This window comes from Pseudomonas laurylsulfativorans (assembly GCF_002906155.1).
GTDB classification, from domain to species: Bacteria; Pseudomonadota; Gammaproteobacteria; order Pseudomonadales; family Pseudomonadaceae; genus Aquipseudomonas; species Aquipseudomonas laurylsulfativorans.
Genome location: NZ_MUJK01000010.1, coordinates 18222 through 38159, shown reverse-complemented (window position 1 = coordinate 38159; position 19938 = coordinate 18222). Strand labels below are relative to the sequence as shown.

Genomic DNA, 19938 nt, shown 5'->3' with positions numbered 1-19938 from the left:
GATGCGTGTTTGGTTTTTGAGTGCTGGCCTGGCCTTGATGTGCATGGCCCAAAACGCAGCGGCGGGTACAGTCCTGATCGTTGGCGATAGTATCAGCGCCGGTTTCGGGCTGGATACCCGGTTGGGGTGGGTGTCACTGCTTGAGCAACGGCTCAAGCGCGAAGGTTTCGACGATAAAGTGATCAATGCGTCCATCAGTGGCGATACCAGCGCTGGAGGCCAGGCGCGCCTGCCGACGCTGCTTGCAGAGCATAAGCCGCAAGTGGTGATCCTTGAGCTGGGTGGCAATGACGGCCTGCGCGGCTTGCTGCCAACTCAATTGCAACAAAATCTTGCTTCGATGATCCAGCAATCGCAGGAGGCGGGGGCCAAGGTGCTGCTTTTGGGTATGCGCTTACCGCCAAATTACGGTGTTCGCTACACGACTGCTTTCGCTGAAGTGTTCCCCAAAGTAGCCAAAGAGAATGACATTCCCTTGGTGCCTTTCTTGCTGGAGGGCATAGGTGGCGTGCCTTCCATGGTTCAGAGTGATGGAATTCACCCTACTGCTGAAGCTCAGTCTCGGCTACTGGATAACGTGTGGCCGATGCTGAAGCCGCTGCTTTGAAGTAATCCCTGAGAGGTCAGGAAGACCCGATTGTAGGGAGCCGTCGCAGGGCCTGTCCAGAGCTTTTGTAACAGCTTTGGCCCACCTTTGTCCCATCGTTTAGGGGTACTTATCGCCTGCCTGCGAGGGGGCCCTATGGCGCCTGCGCGAGGGCGCACGGGGGAACCTGAGCCTGTTGATGCAATGAGGAGGTCATTCCCAGATTTTCTGTATTTTCTCGTTAAGGCCCCTTGAAAAGCCCATGCAGCCGGGTGACGGTAGTTACCGCCCAACAAGGCCAGATGGACAGCCACACAGACCAGATAGGCAGCCTGTAGCCGTCCATTGGGATTCTCCTTAAGGTTATTTCTTGCGGCGCTCAGCGGCCTTTCTACGGGCTCTCTCAGCGATAGCGGTATTGATCTCCTGCGCCTTACCTTGGAGCCACGCAAGGCCCTTGGCAGTGACCCGGAAACCATCGTCATTGCCATAGCTCACTGAGCAGGACTTGAAGAAGCCCCCAGCGAATCCCGTAGCGGACGGCTTGAGGATCGTCTTGTACTCGGTCGGGTGATCCTTGGAGATGAAGCGTTGGATGTGGACCAGATACTGTTTAGCCAGTTGAGGCTTGGTCACCCCAGCCATTCGACAGGCTTCATTCCAAGGGACACCGTTACCGGCCAATCGGCGATCTACGAGATCAACCTTAGGGATGGCCTTTGCGAGCTTGGTGTCTGCCTCAGCGGCTGCGAGGAGAGCCATACGGGCGCTCAGAATGGAGTCGTTGCGCATTGTCACGAAGGCATGAACAACCATCAGATAGAAGTCAGGTGAGACCCACATGGCGTAAGCGATGGTCCCGGCCTCGGTTGCCCAAGTGCCTGGATTAGCGCCACCATGAGCAAGATGGAAATTTCCACTATGGTCGAGAGCAGTTCGGATCTCGTTGTTCCATTGGCCCGGTCGCTTAGCATCAGCAAGGCTCAAGGTCTGATGGATCTCATTGAGGCTCCACAGGCCATCAGTGTTTGGCTTGAAGGTGTGCCCCTCGATAGCGATAGGCAGCAGAGTGTCGGTGGTGTTGTTCATGTCCATTGTCGATTTCCTTTTGGTAGCGCCCTTCAGATCGCACCCACAGCCGGTCATCCAGACCCCGACAAAGGGAACCGGCGTGGCATGAAAGGCGCTATCAGAAGAACTGGATTGGTTGATTGCCCAGCGACGGGCAAATAGGTTGGTCATTAATTGAACCCGGCCCAGATTTGGGCTGAGTTAGCTCCAACCGATCTCACGTTGGGTCGGCTTTACGGGGCTCTTTTGGGTAAGCGGTCAGCGTGATGCGTGCAATCATCGGGAAGGCCACAGCCTCGATCTGGAGACCATCAGCGATCAGCTTGACCGGAACCTTGCCGTTAGTGACCACATCCATCACAGCCATGATCTCGATGTTCCAGCACTGATGATCTTCATCAAAACCTTCCTCCTTACCGGACGTCCTCATGGATCCTTCAAATTGGTCGAACTGGTCTCCAAAGGTTTATCTTCTATACATGCGGCGGTAATTCAATCGCTCCCAAAGTCCGAAGGTCGTGATGCAACTTGGCTAACTCATCGGTGCTTGGCTGGGTCAGTTCGTCGACGTCTTCCCAGTCGTGGTTACCGGGCTCGTGGATTTCCTCCATGTTGAGAATCAGCGATTTGGGCTTGGCCTTCATCATGTGCGGGATGATTAGTTCGATTGCCTTGACGTATCTTTGTGCGTGTCTTTCCGCTATGCGCAAAGTCTGGCAGACAGATTCCGACGTCACCTTTTCGAGGTACTCAAGGATGATCACGAGATTCCGAACTGACAACGGCATGGATTTCCCGCCAGTACTGGTTCCCCGGTCATGCCAGTCCAGCCGTGCGATGCCCTCAAAAATGTCCATAGCGAACAAGGGATAACGACCATAGTTGGTGGTTGGACCGATGAGTAAATAGAAAGGATTGGCGATTGACTTGGGCGGTCTGCCTCGGTTGTTGGGGGGGATTTCTTTGGATGGCTTGGGCTTGGGTTTGATCTGGATGCGCCCCGTTCGAGCTGCAATTAGGGCATCGGCTCGGGCTGCAATTCGATGGTCCAGGACACCAAGCTGGTTGGGCGTGAGTAGCGTGATGGTCATGACTGGCCCCTCCTGTTGGCTGATCAACAAGCGGGAGTGCCTGTTGCCAATAGTGAGGGTTTTTGCAAGCCCGGCAGGGGGCCGCATGAGAGGTGCAAGCGGCACCCCATCCCATCGCATTACCTGAGGTGGAATCGTCGTGTGGTAAGCGTTTTAGGAGGTCGATTTTTCGGGTGATTGGAGGAAAGACCGCGCTGGGTGGTCATGTAAAGCTCGGAACGATGGATATAGTGAGGGTTTTTCGAAGCCTGTCAGATTGAGCAGGTTAGATGCAGCTGCGCCCCCCCACCCTCAGCATTGCCTGGGGGAGGATCGTCGGCTGACAAGAGTTACACGAGGTCGATTTTCCTGGCTGTCAGCTCAGGACTTTGGAAGCAGCTACGCTGGTCTCCTCAACGGTCAAGCATTCCCGAAAAGCGCCTGCGCGAACGCTACGGGTAAGCCCGCTGCTTGCATCGAGGACGCTGTGCGGTTTAATGATCTGAGACCAAAGTCAGAATGGGATTAGGTGCTTGCTGTAGCCGAATTTAACACCTGATGCGAAAAAGCCCCCGCATTCTCGCTGTTTTTTGCAGCTCTGGCACTCAGGCGCGTACTCATTCTTCCAGTCGCTGATTGATTTGCGGTAGTAGGGTTGGATATCCGGATTCACCAAGCACAGCTGATGGTTATAGACCGAGATATTCATGCCGTACTTGGCCAGAATACCAACCGATTTGCTGAGCGTGTCTTTGTACTCGACTGGGTCGATCCATAGCTCATCGAGATTAGCCCTGGTGAAGCCCATCATCTCAAGGCCCATCAGCGCTACATGGTCAACAAACAGCAGATTACGTGCGATGAACTCACACAGCTCAGGTAGGCGCTGCACCGATAGCTTGTGAATGACGACTCGGATCTCAACCTTCTGGCCCAAGCGCTTCAGATTGAGAATGCCCTGAATGGTTTCATCGAATGCGCCTTGGGCCTGGACGATGTAGTCATGCAGTGTTGGGTCGTCTGAGTAGACAGGGATGCCGATCATCGCGTCGGGCAATTCAATCTGCGCATACTTTTCAGCAAACGCTGGGTCCTTGAAGCTGCGCCCGTTCGAGAGAATGTGGATTGCAGTTCTTGGCAGGTAGCTTTTTGTCAGGCTGATGATCTTAAGGAAACGCTCGCGATTGGTTGTCGGCTCCCCGCCGGTAAAGACCAATTCTGGGGTGTTCTTTGGAATTAGCGGGATCAGATTTTCCGCTTCATCGAGCAGCCATGAATCATCAGCAGCCTTAGGAGGTTGTGAGCACATTAGGCAGTAATGATTGCACTGTTCAGTGATCAGAATGCTGTTGTTCGGAGACGATGCCCGAAATAGTACGCGAATAGTCTGACGATCTGCTGAAAGCCTGACTATGTCACCATCACCGATGTAGCTGTAGTCATTCGGTAGGAGAGAGTAATCAGAATCGGAAGGCAGCACCTCAACCAACTCACGATGTTTCTCAAGCAGAAGGTAATGCGCGAATCCTCGGGGGATCTGGCGATCAGAAACCAGATAGGCCATTTCTCGTCGCAAAACTTCAGGCAGATTCCGGCTGGTCGCCACCTTGAGCAGGGTGAGGTCCTTGTGAACATCAACCGCGTGGATACGGATAATCTTTCCGCCAAGCTTCAGCATCGGTTGGCCCATCCCATAAAAATCCGTTTCGTTTGCTCATCGCTTTCCATCAGCTCAATGAGATGCTTGAAAATCGCCATATTTCGCTTGCAAAAAGAAGACTCAGGTTTTCTTGCAACCACGTCCTTATGGATGGCGTGATGGTAGACGGGCTCGGCGCCGCAGTAAGGCTCAAATGCACAGTCAGAGCACATTGGGGCGCTTAAAGTGAACGAATTCTCCAGTGCATCCAGAAGCTGATCAGAGAGGATGATTTCCTCATAGGACTGCTCAAGAATGTTGCCAAGCCGAAACGTATGATCACCCATTTCGGCAAGCATTCGGCTTTCATCTGAGGCGTAGATCGAACCGTCGTAGTTGAACACGATTGCTGCTATGCCAGCACCGGCAGGGTTCATCAAATCAACAAACCCAGGGTCCTCTGATGTCAGCATCTTCGTCAGCACAATCGAGGAGTACTGCTCTACAAATCGTATGCCGGACTTGTTCAGCTCGATGATGTACTCAAGACCTTCCTTGTAAAATTCCAGCCAGCGCTCCGTGTCATACGACATGAATTTCTTGGTCTTGATCGCAAAGCCGTAAGGCGAGAGCGTACGCAAGAAAATGCCATCAAAGCCCAAGCGCAAATATTCATCAATGATGCCACGTGCGCGTGGCAGGCTCTTATCTGTAGTTGTCATTAAGGCTGACACTTGGTCATAGCCGAGGGCTGCACGGGCCTTTTTCAAGCCTTCCTCGAAACGCTGGTGACTATCTCGGCCTGGCCGTGGGCGATTTGCATTATGCAGATCCATTGGCCCGTCCAGCGAAGATGAAAGCACAATGTTGTGGTGCTTACAGAATTCGAGCATGTCATCGGTCAGGAGCGACAGTGTGGTCGCGATGACGAACCGTAGGTCTCGCCTTTCCTTGAGGTTGCGCTTTTTTGCCTCAAGAACAACATACCTCACCATCTCGAAGTTCAGCAGTGGTTCGCCACCCTGAAATTCAATTTTGATCGCCGGATTCGGTGACTTAAAAACGAAATCCAACGACTTGTCTGCCATTTCCGTGGTCATGTCGAATTCGCCTTTGCTTTCCGACTGCCTTGATACCTGGCAGTACGGACAGCTGTGGTCACAGCGAAGGGTCACCACAAAGATATGTAGATTCGTGAACTGGGCCAGCCTGGACAGCCGCGTGCGTATTTTGAGCGCCAAGAGCTGTAGTGGCGCTTGCTCATTGGTGAAGCGAATGAATTGCTTGGACCGGAGCGTAGGGATCAGCTCTGATGAGAGTGGAAGCGTCTTGCTAATGATCGGCTCAAGTAACTGCGATGGTATGACGTGAAACTCGCCTGCCATGTTGGTGATGACGTACTCGTCGTCATTCAGGCGGTCAAACTTGAAGGGCAGCAACTCGTAAGGACGTTGCTGCGCGTATAGCTCAAGCTTTTGGAATTTACTCACTAATCAGCCCGGTTTTTGAAAAGGCCAGTCCAAGGATCAAATTTTTGATCGGCTGCGTCTCAGTGCTCAGTTGGTGGCGCAATTGGTAGTCGAGCACATCCTTCTTGAATTCTTGAACGGCAGATAGGAAGGACGACTCGTCAACGCCGATATTCGAGGACAAGGCGCAGATAAATTGCCCCTCATCGGTTGCGATATCAACCGTCAGGGCATTCATCGAACGATAAGCGGCTTTCTGCAAAACCGGTGCCTCGTAGAGCCGCTCATCAAAAACGAGCTTATGTGAGTAAGCCATCAGGAGCCTGAAGTGTGAGAGGAGTGCGAGGAGTGCGAAGCATGGGAGCTGTGGGAGGTGTGGTAAGCCATCAACTGCCCTTGGTCCCCGCGCTTGAGAACAAAAGCGAACTGATCATTGCCACCGCGAACTGAAAGGTTTTCGCTCGGGGCTTCAGCTTGGAATGTGTTCGTAGTCTCGGTGCTGGGTTCGATAACTTCATGGGTGGCTACCGCTGAAGCTTGTTCGGTAGCTACCGCAGCAGCGAGAGTGGCCATCGGTACGAGAAAGGAGCGTTTTTTCATCACGGGATATCCCTATCGCTTTTGGGGGTTTGCGGTGAGTCTCGCTGACGCATATCCATGATGTCAATGTGGAATCGACTGATGGCTATTTACTCATCCATAACCCGACAGCAGACACTCTTCTCAGTTTTGGCTTGCTTAAAGCAATAGGCTATAAGCCGAGTGCTCTGGAAAGAATGTCGCTATCAATATCTCGCTGGCTCACCCCTCAAGCTACGATTTGAGCACCTTGGTCAGTTCCTCCGCGAGCTTCCCTACAGGTATGGCTGAACCATAGGTCCCGAAGGTGACGGTGCGCGATGAGTGCCCAGTGATGGCCTGAGCGTAAGCCACAGCAACCCCTTCAGCTTGCAGCGAGGACGCCATGAAGTGCCTCAGTGAGTGAAGTGTCTGGGTTTCCTCACGGGTCTCCCCGAGGATTGTCTTCATGAGAATGCCAAGGTTTTTGCTGGCCTTCACTGGGTTGACGCCATGGTCAGAGGGTAGGGCGCCCGCTTCGACAGCCTTGAGGAACTCCTTCAGGTCAAACGTGCTGAATGCGCCGTCGATCAGGGGAATGGTCCGGTCACTGTGCTTGTTCTTGATTGACTTGTTGGGACCATCTTCATTGATGTGAATGCACCAGAGGCCATCGACCTGCTTGATGTCCTTCTTGGTCAAATATGCGATCTCCCCAACACGAGCCCCAGTGATTGCCAAAAGGGATAGGCCCCAGCGTTCCCATGAGTCGGCTGGCAGTTCTGCCGAATGGTTCATGAGGGCGACTACTTGATCCTTGCTGAAGCCTTCACGTTTGCTATCGGTCCCCTTGGTCAACTTGAGATTCGAGGTGTAGGCCTTGGTCAGGTAGTCGTTGTTCACGGCCCAGTCCATGACGGTCATCATTTTGGTGAGGATGTTGTTCACGGTTGAGTGTTGACGACCCACCAGCAAGGCCGTCCTGATTGCCACCATGTGGTCCCGATTGTGGGTCCTGAGGTCAGTCAATCCGGTTTCCTCAAAGGCGCCCTTGATGGCCTTGTAGTTGACCAACATGCTCGCCTTGGTTGTCTCCTTGATGTTGACGCTGTGTTCGGTCAGGTACTGGTTGGACAGGTAGTCCCACGTTAGGGGGCCTCCGGACGGGAATACAGATAGAGACGCAGGCAGGGGAGTTGGCGTGCCACAAGATTCGCCTTTCAGGTCCCTAACGATATCGACCAGCTTCCCCGGCCTGCCCTCCAAGCGCTCTTGAGCGGCCTCAAGGATCTCCAATGCCTTGCTCACAGCCCTTTGCTGATTGACGCTCAGCGGTAGCTTGGCGCTGGCCTCACGTAGGGCGACATGGTGTTCATCGTGGATCATCTCATAGGCCACCAGCGAGCTATCCCCATGGGCCATCGTCAGGTAGGACTCAGCGATGTCTATTAGACGCTCACGGAGTTCGTCCCAAGTGGCCTCAGGGTTGTCGAAGTGGTACGCCTTGAGGGTCTGGAGGATTTCTTGGGAGATGGTCATTGCGGTGGCCTTGTCGGTGGTCCTGAGCGATAGCGTGAAGAAGCCCTTAGTGCTGCCTTGAGGTCGGAGCCGAAGGTAATAGCGACCAGACCGACGATAGTGGTACGGCTTGGCGAGGGCGGTTTGTAACAGGTTTGTCCCACTTTGAGGATGCTGAGTGGTAGTCATTAGTCGGAACCCTTGAGTTTATTGGGTTCCTGTCCTCAGGTCGGGATTGCAACAAAATCTTGCCTCGATGATCGACAGCTCCCGGGCCAGCGGTGCCAAGGTGTTGTTGCTCGGCATGCAGCTGCCACCCAATTATGGCGTTCGCTACACAAAGGCCTTCGCCGAGGTCTACAGCAACCTGGCCGACGAGAAAAAGATCCCGCTGGTGCCGTTTTTCCTCGACGGCGTGGGCGGCCATCCGGACTTGATGCAGGCCGACGGCATACACCCGGCGGCCGGGGCTCAGGACAAGTTGCTGGAAAATGTCTGGCCTACTCTAAAACCGCTGTTATGACACTTTTCTAGAAGCAGGCTTTCGGCTAAGGTGGCGCCCCCGATTTGGAGCCCCCGATGCCGCGTCCCGCCTGGTCACTATTTGCCTACCAACTGATCGAGCCTGACGAACAGCTGGATCTGTTCGCCTGCCAGGAAGTGCGGGTGCATCTGGTGACCCGTCAACTGGAACTGGGTGGCTCGGCGGACCGTACCTTGTGTGGCAGTCTGTTGCCGGCGCAACCGCGCTGGTCGAGTGTTGATCGCCGGGTGTTTCAGGATCAGCGGTTGTGTTCGTTGTGTCGGGCCATTCTTGAATCGCAGAAGCGCGGTACTTCGCCGATATGGCCGGAACTGCGCTTTGAGCTTTGATCTGTCGGGAATCCAGGCAGCTTGAGAGCCGGCTTGTCTTTTTTTGATCGTGTACATATCCGTTGCTGCAGAAGCGGATCTTTACAGCAGCAAAAAATACCTCGCCCAACAAGCAGTCTTCGCGAGCAGGCTCGCTCTCACACGGGATCGAGGACAATCGAAAATCACCTTGTAATGCCTGCAATCGGGCGCTCTCCCCGAAATAACGGACAGCGGTGTACAATCGCGTTCTTATACCCTCAGTTGATCATGCGAAGGATTTTCCGGATGTTGCCGCGCTTTCCTGCCGTCACCCGCTGCCTGACTCTTGCCGCCCTTTTTGTGGCTGGCCCCGTTGCAGCATTGGAGTTTCCCCTGCCGCCACCCGGTGAAGACATCATCGGCCAGGTGCAGGTGATCAAGGCCAAATACGAAGACACCTTCGCCGACCTTGGTACCGCCTACGATCTGGGCTACACGGAAATGGTCGCGGCCAACCCGGGTGTCGATGCCTGGTTGCCGGGCGCCGGCACTGAAATCATCCTGCCAACCCGCTTCATCCTGCCGCCAGGCCCGCGTGAAGGCATTGTGATCAACCTGGCCGAGTACCGCCTCTACTACTATCCGAAAGGCAAGAACGTGGTGTACACGTTCCCGCTGGGTATCGGTCGGGAAGGCTGGGGCTCGCCGATTGCTCACACCAGCATCACCGCCAAGACACCTAACCCGACCTGGACGCCTCCGGCGTCGATCAAGGCCGAGCACGCAGCAGACGGTGATCCGCTGCCAAACGTTGTGCCGGCCGGCCCTGACAACCCTCTGGGGCCGTTCAAGTTCACCCTGGGCACACCGGGTTACCTGATCCACGGTTCGAACAAGAAGTTCGGTATTGGCATGCGCACCAGCCACGGCTGCTTCCGCATGTTCAACAACAACGTGCTGGAAATGGCAGGCATGGTGCCGGTCGGTACGTCGGTACGGATCATCAACGACCCGTACAAGTTTGGCATCAGTGGCGGCAAGGTCTATCTGGAGGCGCATACGCCGCTGGACGACAAGGGCAACCCGTCGGTGGTCGACAAGCACACTGCGGTCATCAATGCGATGCTCAAGCGTGAAGACATCACCAACAACCTGCGCATGAACTGGGATGTGGTGCGTGATGTGGTCGCCGCTGAAGACGGCCTGCCGGTTGAAATCGCTGTGCCGAGCAACGGCGTCGCACCGATGGTGTCGAGCACCCCGATCGACCCGATGCAGTAACATTTGCAAAGAGCCCGTCGACGCAGACCGCGTCGACGGGTTTTTTACTGCCTGGAGAAACGCCGGGCAATAAAAAAGCCGACCCAAAAAATGGATCGGCTTGATAACAATCCCGAAGGACTATTACTTGCGGCTAGCTTTGTCCAGCATGCGCAGAGCACGCTCGTTAGCTTCGTCAGCAGTCTGTTGTGCTTTTTGAGCAGCAGCCAGAGCTTCATCAGCTTTACGGTAAGCTTCGTCTGCACGAGCCTGGGAGCGAGCAGCTGCGTCTTCAGTAGCGGTCAGACGTGCTTCGGTTTCTTTCGATGCGCTGCTGCAACCGGTAGCCAGAACTGCGGCCAGAGCCAGAGCAGAGAATTTCAGAACGTTGTTCATCGTGTTCCCCTTCAAGGACTTTCTATTAAGTAGCTATCTCCTCCGATTGAGGAAATAGCCGGCGTACATACTACCCATTACTTGTAGTAAGTAAAACTGACGTGACGCAAGAAGCAAAAAAAATTGTAGGCGTTGATTCTTTTTCGAGCAACTTTTAACTGAACTGATTAAAAAGTATCCAGCTGCAAGGCCCGTGGCTGAGCGAGCTCACGAAAAAAAGTTCCTTCGGCGCAGCGCTCTTCTTCCCAGTCTGGCTAATGTCCGCCTATATGGATTCGTCTACACTTTTGTTCGGCTTTTGCGTAGCACCTCTCAATATCTTTCTCGATGTTCAGGTGACTTTAACAACGGGCGCTCGTCTTAAGTCTCAACATCCGGCAATGTTCAGGCTATCGACCCGGAGTGATCTTCGGTCGAGCCATTCCTGCGTGATCCGGAGCAGCACCCGCCAACCTGCATGATGACGAGCGCACCTTGAGCATTTCTGTCAATGGTGCCTACTATTTGTACGTGCTCGGTAGCGCGAGATCGGTGCAGCTCTTCTCGGTGTCCATTCAGGCACGGGGTGGCGTAGATGTTCCTTCGCCGGAAAAACATCGGTAAGGTAGGGGTCGGAATTCCAGACCCGCGAGGAGTAGTGATGAGCGAGGCGTTGTCCATCCACCATGACCAGGCTGGTCATCAGTTCGAGACCAATGTGGACGGTCATCGTGCCTATCTGACCTATATGGATCTGGGGAAGCAGACCCTGGATATCTATCGCACCTTCGTGCCCAATGCATTGCGTGGTCGCGGTATTGCGGCAGCCTTGACCGAGAAGGCGCTGGAGTACGCTGACGAAATGGGCTACACCGTCATTCCATCGTGCTCCTACGTCGAGCGCTACATGGAGCGTCACCAGCGGCATGCGGCCAAGCTGAGTCAGTGACCTTCGATAAAACGAACGCATAAAAAAACGCCGGGTTTAGCCCGGCGTTTTTTTATGTGCGCTTTTTATGCGGCCAATCAGGTGATCAGCTGCGATCGCGTTTAGGCAGCACATCCTTGAGCTTGGCGTGCATGCTGCGCAAGGTGTTTTCGGTTGCGGTCCAGTCGATGCAGGCGTCTGTGATCGATACGCCGTATTGCAGGTCGGCGAGGTCTTTCGGGATCGACTGGGCACCCCAGTTCAGGTGGCTTTCAACCATCAGGCCGATGATCGACTTGTTGCCTTCGAGGATCTGGTTGGCGACGTTTTCCATCACCAGCGGTTGCAGGGCCGGATCCTTGTTGGAGTTGGCGTGGCTGCAATCGACCATGATGTTCGGCTTGATCTTCGCCTTGTTCAGCGCCTGCTCGCAGAGCGCAACGCTGACCGAATCGTAGTTCGGCTTGCCGTTGCCGCCACGCAGCACCACGTGGCCGTACGCATTGCCCTTGGTGGTCACGATCGACACGCCACCTTCCTGGTTGATGCCCAGGAAGCGGTGCGGGCTGGAAACCGACTGCAGGGCGTTGATCGCCACGGTCAGGCCGCCATCGGTGCCGTTCTTGAAGCCGACGGCCGAGGACAGGCCGGACGCCATTTCACGGTGAGTCTGGGATTCGGTGGTTCGAGCACCAATGGCCGACCAACTGATCAGGTCCTGCAGGTATTGCGGGGAGATCGGGTCGAGGGCCTCGGTGGCGGTTGGCAGGCCTTTTTCGGCCAGGTCCAGCAGCAGCTGGCGACCGATGTGCAAGCCGTCCTGGATCTTGAACGAGTCGTCCAGGTACGGGTCGTTGATCAGGCCTTTCCAGCCGACGGTGGTACGTGGCTTCTCGAAATACACGCGCATGACCAGATACAGGGTATCGGACACTTCGGCAGCGAGAACCTTCAGGCGCTCGGCATACTCGTGGGCGGCCTTGATGTCGTGGATCGAGCAAGGCCCGATGACGACGAACAGGCGGTGGTCGGTGCCATCCAGAATGTTGCGAATGACTTCGCGGCCCTTGGTGACGGTGCGCAGTGCGGCGTCGCTCAGGGGAATATCGCGCTTGAGCTGATCAGGAGTGATCAGTGTCTCGTTGGAGGCGACGTTTAGGTCGTTGATCGGTAAATCAGCCATCGTTTACTCGTCAGGTCACGGGTGCCGGCCGCCAGCGAACCCGCGCGGCGGAGCACAGCAAATTAAGCGCGTCGGGGAGCCGAACCTTAGCGCGTTACACCGTGGCTCGACAATGGGCAGACACCGGTTTAACGGCCATTCGCAGTGAGTTTCCCCATCGTGAGCGTTAAAGCCGACGGGAATGCCGCTAATCGGGCACAGACTCGGCAAAAGCCTTCTGCACCGTTTCGTGAGAGAACTCGTCGGCATGCTCCTGAACCCATTCGAGGGCCAGGGCCTGGATGTCCTGCAAGTCGTCGTGGGTCTCGTGCAGGCGGCAGTAGCGTTCGATCTGGCACACCTGCTCGCCCATTCGGGCGCTGAACAGCGTTTGTTCATCAACGAAGGCGATGCCCACCAGATAACCGCGTTTGCGCCGCAGGCACCAGGCCACATAGCCTAGAAAGCGCATATCCGGGTTCACGGTCGGCATGCGTACTTCCAGCGCAGTGCCGTGGCGCCATGCGCGGTGATAATTGCAAGCCATGCCACCGAGGCTGATAGTGTGCAGCTGTCGTCGCGAAATACAATCAGGTTTCAGCAACGTTAATTCGACGGGCACATCGTCAGGGTGAGGAATAAAACGTCCCATGAACACAGACTCCATGTGTCGGCCATCTGACATTGTTTCCCCCAGTATAGTGGTCGAATTGGAACTAACCGATTTTGACGCCGACCAACGGCTGCTGGCGATGAGCGGCGTATCACTGGTTGTTTTCACCAGTGTCGGCTGCGCCAGTTGCCGTTTTGCCCGCGAGCAATTGCCGACACTCGACCTGGCAATCGATCGACTGTGCTGGATCGATGCCGGCAACAACGGCGGGGTGGTCGAGCGTTATCAGGTCTTTCACTTGCCGACGCTGTTTGTCGTTCGCGACGGCGAATTCTTCGGAGCACTGAAATCGCGCCTGACCGACACCGAGCTCAATCGGGCCGTGCGCCAGGCGCTGAGTCGAACAGCAGAGGAGTTGCCATGATGGGGACAGTTGCCAGGCCGACAATCGGCATTATCGGGACCGGTGCGATCGGCGGTTTCTACGGGGTGATGCTGGCGCGTGCCGGTTTTGATGTGCACTTTCTGCTGCGCAGCGAGTTTTCCGCCGTGGCCGAGCACGGGTTGCAAGTCTATAGCGCGCCCCACGGTGCGCTGAAGTTGAATCCGGTGCAGGCGTACTCGAACGCTGAAGACATGCCGCCCTGCGACTGGCTGCTGGTGGGCGCGAAAACCACCAGCAATGCCGACCTGGCACCCGCGATCCTGCAAGCGGCGGCACCGAACGCCAAGGTGCTGTTGTTGCAAAACGGCCTGGACGTCGAAGACAGCCTGCGTGAGTTGCTCCCCGATTCGCTGCATGTGCTCGGCGGGCTCTGCTACATCTGCGTCCATCGCGAGGCGCCGGGCGTCATCACCCATCAGGCGCTGGGCGCGGTGCATGTCGGTTATCACAGCGGTCCCGCCGTCGATGGACCGACACGCGCTGCGATTGTCGAAGAAGGTGTCGGCCTGTTCCGCAGCGCGGGCCTCGACTCCCAGGCGATGGCGAATTTGCATCAGGCGCGCTGGCAAAAACTGGTCTGGAATATCCCTTACAACGGTCTCTCGGTTTTGCTGGGGGCGAGCACCACACCGTTGATGGCCGATGCCGACAGCCGCGAGCTGATCAAGGCGCTGATGGCTGAAGTGGTGCAAGGCGCTATTGCCTGTGGGCATGACGTGCCGGCAGGGTATGCCGAGCACTTGTTCATGGTGACCGAAAAAATGCCCGACTACTGGCCGAGCATGTATCACGACTTCCTGCACAAGCGGCCGCTGGAACTGACCGCGATCTACGCCCGGCCACTGGCGGCAGCCAAGGCTGCGAGATATGAAATGCCGCGCATCGAGGCCTTGTATCGTAGCTTGAGTTTCATTGATCGACGCAACACCTGAGTCGACCTACCTGAGGGGGAAGGGCATGCCAAAGGCAATTGACGACAAGCTGGTGCTGGCGATTTCTTCGCGGGCCCTGTTCGACCTGAGCGAAAGCCACAAGGTCTATCTGTCGAGCGGCGTCGAAGCCTACCGGCAATATCAGATCGAACACGAAGACGAAATTCTCGAGCCCGGCGATGCCTTCCCGTTGGTGCAGAAACTCCTGAACCTCAACAACAGCCTCGGCCGCGCCCGGGTCGAGGTGATTCTGGTGTCGCGCAACAGCGCCGACACCGGGTTGCGGGTGTTCAACTCGATTGATCACTACGGACTGGCGATTTCCCGTGCGGCGTTTGTCGGCGGGCGCAGTCCGTATCCCTACCTCAAGGCCTTTGGCTGTGATCTGTTTCTCTCGACCCATGCCGAAGACGTACGCAATGCACTGGACGCCGGGTTCGCCGCGGCGACCATTCTGTCGGGCGGTGCCAGCCGTGCCGCCAGTGACGAATTGCGCATCGCCTTCGACGGAGACGCCGTGCTGTTTTCCGATGAGTCGGAGCGCATTTATCAGGCTGACGGTCTGGAAGCGTTCCAGGCCAGTGAGCGTGAAGCTGCCCGTGAGCCGTTGCGCGGTGGGCCGTTCAAGGGCTTTCTCGCGGCCCTCAACCTGTTGCAGCGTGAGTTTCCAGAGGACGCCTGTCCGATCCGTACCGCGCTGGTCACGGCGCGATCGGCGCCCGCCCATGAACGGGTGATTCGCACGTTGCGCGAATGGGACATCCGTCTCGACGAGTCGCTTTTCCTCGGCGGCCTGACCAAGTCAGCCTTTCTCGAAGCCTTCGCGGCCGATGTGTTTTTCGACGATCAGGCCGGCCACTGCGAATTGGCCCGTGAAGTCGTCGCCACCGGTCATGTGCCCCATGGCATAAGCAACGAGCAAAAGGTTTAAGCCCGCCGTTCAATGTGTTGCGCCGGACGTCGCAGTCGCCAAGGCACTGCTAAGCTGAATCAAATCTCCGCCATGTTGGCAGTCGAGGAGGTCATATGATTCGTTCGATGCTGTACGCCACTGACCTTGGCCTGTACGCGCCCGTGGTGATGCAGCATGCCCTGGAGCTGGCCCGGACTTTCAATGCCAGTTTGTATGTCGTGCATGCGGTTGAACCCATGGGGTTGTTTGCCGAATCGGTGCTGCAAAGTTATCTCGATGAGCAGGCACTGAATGAGTTTCACAGCCAGGGTCTGAATACAGTGATTGCCAGTATCGAGCAGCGGGTGCTCGACAGTTTTCGTGAGGAGTTGGGGGAAGAGGGCGAGCACGACCTGGAGCGAATTCAGGCTGTACGGGTGCTGCAAGGGGATCCGTCGCAGGTGATTCTGGATCAGGCGCAGAAACTCTCCGTGGATTTATTGATCGTAGGTAGTCACAGCCATGGTGCTGGTGCGGAAACGCCTCTGGGGCGAACCGCCGCCCGTGTGTTGCAACTGTCCAAGGTGCCGGTCTATCTGGTGCCGCTGGTGCAACGTCGCCGCCAAGGGGATCGCTAGAACACGAATAGTGGCAATCTGATAAAAAAGTTCTAGATTTATTCTTCGTGCCATTAATATAGTTATATATCGTCGCTGATGCCCGTGGCGTCTACCTGCTTTGAGGGATTCATATGAAGCTTCAACAATTGCGCTACATCTGGGAAGTGGCGCACCACGACCTCAACGTTTCCGCTACAGCCCAAAGTCTTTACACCTCTCAACCGGGCATCAGTAAACAGATCCGTCTGCTTGAGGATGAACTGGGCGTCGAGGTTTTCGCCCGCAGCGGCAAGCACCTGACCCGCGTTACTCCGGCCGGCGAGCGCATCATCACCACCGCCGGCGAGATTCTGCGCAAGGTTGAAAGCATCAAGCAGATCGCTCAGGAATTCTCCAACGAGAAGAAAGGCACCCTGTCGATTGCCACCACTCACACCCAGGCGCGCTATGCGTTGCCGCCGGTGATCAGCAATTTCATCAAGCAATACCCGGATGTTGCCCTGCACATGCACCAGGGGTCGCCGATGCAAATCGCCGAAATGGCGGCTGATGGCACCGTGGATTTCGCCATTGCCACCGAAGCGCTCGAGTTGTTCGGCGATTTGGTGATGATGCCGTGCTACCGCTGGAACCGCTGCGTGGTCGTGCCCCAGGGCCACCCGCTGACCAAGTTGTCGAAACTGACCCTCGAAGCGCTGGCCGAATACCCGATCGTGACGTACGTATTCGGTTTTACCGGCCGCTCGAAACTCGACGAAGCCTTCAGCCATCGCGGCCTGACGCCGAAAGTAGTGTTCACTGCTGCCGACGCCGACGTGATCAAGACCTATGTTCGCCTGGGCCTGGGCGTGGGCATCGTGGCGAAAATGGCCGTCGACAGTAAACTCGATAGCGACCTGGTGGTGCTTGATGCCAGTGAGTTGTTCGAGTCCAGCGTGACCAAGATCGGCTTCCGCCGCGGCACCTTCCTGCGTGGCTTCATGTGCGACTTCATCGAGAAGTTCGCGCCGCACCTGACCCGCGAAGTCATGGCCAAGGCCATTCAATGCCACAACAAGCAGGAACTGGAAGAACTGTTCGAAGGTGTCGAACTGCCCGTTCACTGATAGCGTTTCCCGCCGGTCAAATCACCTCGGTGACAGCGAACTGTTGCCGAGCGCCCGCCACCAGAATCTCCACCTCATCACCCTCGAACTTGCCCAGCAGGCTTTTGCCCAGCGGTGAGCGCGGGCTGATGACGGTAATCAGTTGCCCCACCAGGTCGACCTTCAGCCCGGCTGCATCGGGGGCGAGAAACAGCCATTGTTCGCGGCCCTTTTCGTCCTCGAGCCCGAGCAGCGCGCCCACTTCGATGCCCCGCTGATCGTCATACGGACGCAGTGCGAGGTTTTGGCAAAGGACCAAGGACTGACGAATTTCCTCGACCCGTCTGGCTTGTCCGGCCGCGAGATACGAAGCCTCCAGCCCCAGGGTGTCGTACTTGTTTTCGGCGATGTTTTCTTCGTGGGTTGCCGTTTCGTATGCGGTTTGCGCGGCCCGTTCGGCGATGTCGAGATCGATCCGCAGCTTGTCGAGAATCAGTTGGTGGACGGTGTGCTTATTCATGATCAATCGCAGAAATGCAGGACGTTGGCGCGGCTTTTTTCGCTGTGTGCAGTGCGGTCCTGCTGCAGCCAGAACTGACAGCTTGGGTTGGACAGATTGCGACTGCTGCTGCGTGCCTGATCGAGGCGTTGCTGCTGCTCGTTCTTGCGCAGGTTTTCTTCGTATTGCTCGAACAGCGGGCTTTGTGGCGGGATGTCCGGTATCGGTTGTGCTGCCACGGGCGGTTTGGCCAGTTGTTCTACGGCCGCTGTGACGGGGGCCAGTTGCTCGCTGAAAAGCAGGCGCGAGACGAGCCAGCAGGTCAGCACAATGGCAATGAATCCCAGCCACATGCCGAGGGCGATACTGCCGGTCAGTTGCAGGGCGTTGAGGCTGATTGGAAAGGATCGGCGCGGCGTGGGACGGTGGGGCATGCTTGCCTCCTGGCGAAAGGTCACTGGCGAGTGGTGATTGTCGCATGAAGAATAATCGCCGTCGGCTCTTCTGCGCGGGGTAATTTATGCGGACAATCGGCGCCTTTGCCAACGGGAGCCTGCAATGCCTGAAATGAAAACCCGCTGGGATATTTTTTGCACCGTGGTCGACAACTTCGGCGACATCGGTGTCACCTGGCGACTGGCCCGGCAACTGGTGGCCGAGCATGGACTGGCGGTGCGTCTTTGGGTTGATGATCTGCGAGCGTTCGAGCGTATATGTCCGGAAATCGACACTGGCGCTGCGCAGCAACGCCAGCAAGACGTCGACGTGCGTCAATGGCCAGTCGAGTGGCAGCCGACGCAAGCCGCCGATGTGGTGATTGCCGCTTTTGCCTGCCAGTTGCCAAGCGCCTATATGGACGCCATGACCGAGCGGGAGCAGCCACCGCTGTGGATGAACCTGGATTACCTGAGCGCCGAGGACTGGGTGACCGGCTGCCACGGTTTGCCCTCGGTGAAATACAAAAGCGTGCAGAAGTTCTTTTTCTTCCCGGGGTTCCAGAAGGGCACTGGCGGGTTGTTGCGTGAGCGCGGGTTGCTTGAGCGTCGTCGGCAGTTTCAGCAAAACCCGCAAGCTCAAAGAGAATTCCTGCACGGTCTAGGGATTGATCGGGCCCCCGGCGCTCAGTTGATCTCATTGTTTGCCTATGAAAACACCGGGCTGGCCAGTTGGCTCGATACGATGGCCAGCGATTCGACCGCCACTCATCTGCTGGTGCCGGAAGGGCGGATTCTGGGCGATGTGGAACATTGGCTCGGTGTGCAGGGTCTGGCGGCTGGTGCGGTGTATGTACGTGATGCCCTGACCGTGCAAGTGCTGCCGTTCGTCCGCCAGGATCAATACGATTTGTTGCTGTGGTGCTGCGATTTCAACGCGGTGCGCGGCGAAGATTCCTTCGTGCGCGCTCAATGGGCGGGTCGGCCATTTCTCTGGCACATCTACCAGCAGGAGGAAGACATCCACCTGGACAAGCTCGAAGCCTTTCTCGAACTCTATGTGAAGGGGCTTTCGGACCCTGCGCGGGAGGCGATCAGCGGTCTTTGGCGGGCGTGGAACGCCGGTGAAAAAATGCCCGACCACTGGCAATCCACCCGTAAATACTGGCCAGAGCTGGAAAAACACGCCGAGGCGTGGTGTCTGGAACAGGCCTTGCAGGCCGATCTTGCCACGGCGCTGGTACAGTTTTATGGAAATTGGATATGATACGCGGCCTAGATTTTTGTAAATCCCATCCAAATTCGGATATTCGCAATGAAAACTGGTAAAGAACTCAAACCCGGTACCGTGATCCGTATCGACAACGATCCTTGGCTGGTTCAGAAAGCTGAATTCACCAAGTCCGGTCGTAACAGCGCGATCATGAAGACCAAGCTGAAGAACCTGCTGACCGGCTACAAGACCGAAACCGTATACGGTGCGGACGACAAGCTGGACGACGTGATCCTCGACCGTAAAGAAGCGACCCTGTCCTTCATCAGCGGCGACTCCTACACGTTCATGGACACCACCGACTACACCATGTACGAGCTGAACGCCGAAGACATCGAAAGCGTTCTGCCATTCGTGGAAGAAGGCATGACCGACGTTTGCGAAGCCGTATTCTTCGAAGGCCGTCTGGTTTCCGTAGAGCTGCCGACCACCATCGTGCGTCAGGTTGACTACACCGAAGGTTCCGCTCGCGGCGACACTTCCGGCAAGGTAATGAAGCCTGCCAAACTGAAGAACGGTACCGAGCTGTCGGTTGCTGACTTCATCGAAATCGGCGACATGATCGAGATCGATACCCGCGAAGGCGGTTCCTACAAAGGCCGTGCCAAATAAGCACTGCTTGAGGAATGAAAAAGCCCGACCATTGAGTCGGGCTTTTTTGTGCCTGTTGTAACA

Annotated in this window: 24 protein-coding genes and 1 pseudogene; 12 read left to right on the top strand and 13 right to left on the bottom strand. The window is 56.3% G+C overall.

Features of this window, described 5'->3' with window-relative positions; translation table 11 throughout:
- Window position 1: 1 nt before the first annotated feature.
- Window positions 2–607, top strand: a complete 606-nt coding sequence (locus tag B0D71_RS24230; protein ID WP_103396960.1) for an arylesterase — start codon at window positions 2–4, stop codon at window positions 605–607.
- Window positions 608–949: 342 nt separating this feature from the next.
- Here B0D71_RS24230 and B0D71_RS24225 read toward each other — a convergent pair whose 3' ends face one another.
- The 8 genes from B0D71_RS24225 to B0D71_RS24190 form a co-directional block, all read right to left on the bottom strand.
- Window positions 950–1828 carry a hypothetical protein gene (locus B0D71_RS24225; protein ID WP_205886036.1) on the bottom strand — a complete coding sequence of 293 codons (879 nt, stop codon included), beginning with the start codon at window positions 1826–1828 and terminating at the stop codon, window positions 950–952.
- 46 nt (window positions 1829–1874) lie between these two features.
- Complete coding sequence (locus tag B0D71_RS24220; RefSeq protein WP_103396959.1) at window positions 1875–2087, bottom strand: hypothetical protein; 213 nt, start codon at window positions 2085–2087, stop codon at window positions 1875–1877.
- Window positions 2088–2130: 43 nt separating this feature from the next.
- Window positions 2131–2748: a hypothetical protein gene (locus B0D71_RS24215; RefSeq protein WP_103396958.1), complete on the bottom strand. Its 618-nt coding sequence runs from the start codon at window positions 2746–2748 to the stop codon at window positions 2131–2133.
- Between the two features lie 493 nt (window positions 2749–3241).
- Window positions 3242–4405, bottom strand: a complete 1164-nt coding sequence (gene hxsC, locus B0D71_RS24210; protein ID WP_103397090.1) for a His-Xaa-Ser system radical SAM maturase HxsC — start codon at window positions 4403–4405, stop codon at window positions 3242–3244.
- The gene (hxsB, locus tag B0D71_RS24205; RefSeq protein WP_103396957.1) at window positions 4399–5856 is read right to left on the bottom strand and encodes a His-Xaa-Ser system radical SAM maturase HxsB; all 1458 of its coding nucleotides are present in this window, start codon (window positions 5854–5856) and stop codon (window positions 4399–4401) included. Before hxsB ends, hxsC begins: the two co-directional genes overlap by 7 nt.
- A complete protein-coding gene (gene hxsD / locus B0D71_RS24200) occupies window positions 5849–6151 on the bottom strand; it encodes a His-Xaa-Ser system protein HxsD (RefSeq protein WP_103396956.1) in 303 nt (100 codons plus the stop codon). The genes hxsB and hxsD overlap by 8 nt, the downstream gene beginning before the upstream one ends.
- On the bottom strand, window positions 6151–6435 hold the full coding sequence (hxsA2, locus tag B0D71_RS32450) for a His-Xaa-Ser repeat protein HxsA2 (protein ID WP_103396955.1): 285 nt from the start codon (window positions 6433–6435) through the stop codon (window positions 6151–6153). Before hxsA2 ends, hxsD begins: the two co-directional genes overlap by 1 nt.
- A gap of 213 nt (window positions 6436–6648) precedes the next feature.
- Window positions 6649–8100: a tyrosine-type recombinase/integrase gene (locus tag B0D71_RS24190; RefSeq protein WP_103396954.1), complete on the bottom strand. Its 1452-nt coding sequence runs from the start codon at window positions 8098–8100 to the stop codon at window positions 6649–6651.
- A gap of 46 nt (window positions 8101–8146) precedes the next feature.
- Between B0D71_RS24190 and B0D71_RS24185 the strand changes: the two are divergent.
- The 3 genes and pseudogenes from B0D71_RS24185 to B0D71_RS24175 form a co-directional block, all read left to right on the top strand.
- A pseudogene (locus B0D71_RS24185) lies at window positions 8147–8434 on the top strand (SGNH/GDSL hydrolase family protein); the annotation flags it as partial.
- Between the two features lie 56 nt (window positions 8435–8490).
- Window positions 8491–8784 carry a hypothetical protein gene (locus tag B0D71_RS24180; RefSeq protein WP_003226812.1) on the top strand — a complete coding sequence of 98 codons (294 nt, stop codon included), beginning with the start codon at window positions 8491–8493 and terminating at the stop codon, window positions 8782–8784.
- 267 nt (window positions 8785–9051) lie between these two features.
- Window positions 9052–10026: a L,D-transpeptidase family protein gene (locus B0D71_RS24175; protein ID WP_103396953.1), complete on the top strand. Its 975-nt coding sequence runs from the start codon at window positions 9052–9054 to the stop codon at window positions 10024–10026.
- A gap of 123 nt (window positions 10027–10149) precedes the next feature.
- Here the strand turns inward: B0D71_RS24175 and oprI are convergent, their stop codons facing one another.
- On the bottom strand, window positions 10150–10401 hold the full coding sequence (oprI, locus tag B0D71_RS24170; RefSeq protein ID WP_003199355.1) for an outer membrane lipoprotei OprI: 252 nt from the start codon (window positions 10399–10401) through the stop codon (window positions 10150–10152).
- Between the two features lie 640 nt (window positions 10402–11041).
- Between oprI and B0D71_RS24165 the strand changes: the two genes are divergently transcribed.
- Entirely contained in the window at window positions 11042–11329 is a 288-nt protein-coding gene (locus B0D71_RS24165) for a GNAT family N-acetyltransferase (RefSeq protein ID WP_007973562.1), read from the top strand.
- Between the two features lie 85 nt (window positions 11330–11414).
- Here the strand turns inward: B0D71_RS24165 and B0D71_RS24160 are convergent, their stop codons facing one another.
- Entirely contained in the window at window positions 11415–12491 is a 1077-nt protein-coding gene (locus tag B0D71_RS24160) for a 3-deoxy-7-phosphoheptulonate synthase (RefSeq protein WP_103396952.1), read from the bottom strand.
- Window positions 12492–12678: 187 nt separating this feature from the next.
- A complete protein-coding gene (locus B0D71_RS24155; RefSeq protein ID WP_103396951.1) occupies window positions 12679–13122 on the bottom strand; it encodes a PilZ domain-containing protein in 444 nt (147 codons plus the stop codon).
- On the opposite strand from B0D71_RS24155, the gene B0D71_RS24150 reads away from it, so the two are divergent.
- From B0D71_RS24150 to cysB, 5 genes are all read left to right on the top strand, one after another.
- The gene (locus B0D71_RS24150; RefSeq protein WP_103396950.1) at window positions 13121–13507 is read left to right on the top strand and encodes a thioredoxin family protein; all 387 of its coding nucleotides are present in this window, start codon (window positions 13121–13123) and stop codon (window positions 13505–13507) included. The genes B0D71_RS24155 and B0D71_RS24150 overlap by 2 nt on opposite strands.
- On the top strand, window positions 13504–14460 hold the full coding sequence (locus B0D71_RS24145; protein ID WP_103396949.1) for a putative 2-dehydropantoate 2-reductase: 957 nt from the start codon (window positions 13504–13506) through the stop codon (window positions 14458–14460). The genes B0D71_RS24150 and B0D71_RS24145 overlap by 4 nt, the downstream gene beginning before the upstream one ends.
- A gap of 25 nt (window positions 14461–14485) precedes the next feature.
- The gene (locus B0D71_RS24140) at window positions 14486–15391 is read left to right on the top strand and encodes a 5'-nucleotidase (RefSeq protein ID WP_103396948.1); all 906 of its coding nucleotides are present in this window, start codon (window positions 14486–14488) and stop codon (window positions 15389–15391) included.
- 95 nt (window positions 15392–15486) lie between these two features.
- Entirely contained in the window at window positions 15487–15990 is a 504-nt protein-coding gene (locus B0D71_RS24135) for a universal stress protein (RefSeq protein ID WP_103396947.1), read from the top strand.
- Window positions 15991–16103: 113 nt separating this feature from the next.
- A complete protein-coding gene (gene cysB, locus B0D71_RS24130; RefSeq protein ID WP_046043380.1) occupies window positions 16104–17078 on the top strand; it encodes an HTH-type transcriptional regulator CysB in 975 nt (324 codons plus the stop codon).
- A 16-nt stretch (window positions 17079–17094) separates the two neighbouring features.
- On the opposite strand, the gene B0D71_RS24125 is transcribed toward cysB, so the two are convergent.
- Entirely contained in the window at window positions 17095–17577 is a 483-nt protein-coding gene (locus B0D71_RS24125) for a GreA/GreB family elongation factor (protein WP_103396946.1), read from the bottom strand.
- Between the two features lie 2 nt (window positions 17578–17579).
- Window positions 17580–17990, bottom strand: a complete 411-nt coding sequence (locus tag B0D71_RS24120; protein ID WP_103396945.1) for a hypothetical protein — start codon at window positions 17988–17990, stop codon at window positions 17580–17582.
- Window positions 17991–18114: 124 nt separating this feature from the next.
- Here B0D71_RS24120 and earP point away from each other — a divergent pair, with 124 nt between their 5' ends.
- Entirely contained in the window at window positions 18115–19257 is a 1143-nt protein-coding gene (gene earP / locus B0D71_RS24115; RefSeq protein WP_103396944.1) for an elongation factor P maturation arginine rhamnosyltransferase EarP, read from the top strand.
- A 48-nt stretch (window positions 19258–19305) separates the two neighbouring features.
- A complete protein-coding gene (locus B0D71_RS24110; protein ID WP_007955690.1) occupies window positions 19306–19875 on the top strand; it encodes an elongation factor P in 570 nt (189 codons plus the stop codon).
- The last annotated feature ends 63 nt before the right edge of the window (window positions 19876–19938 follow it).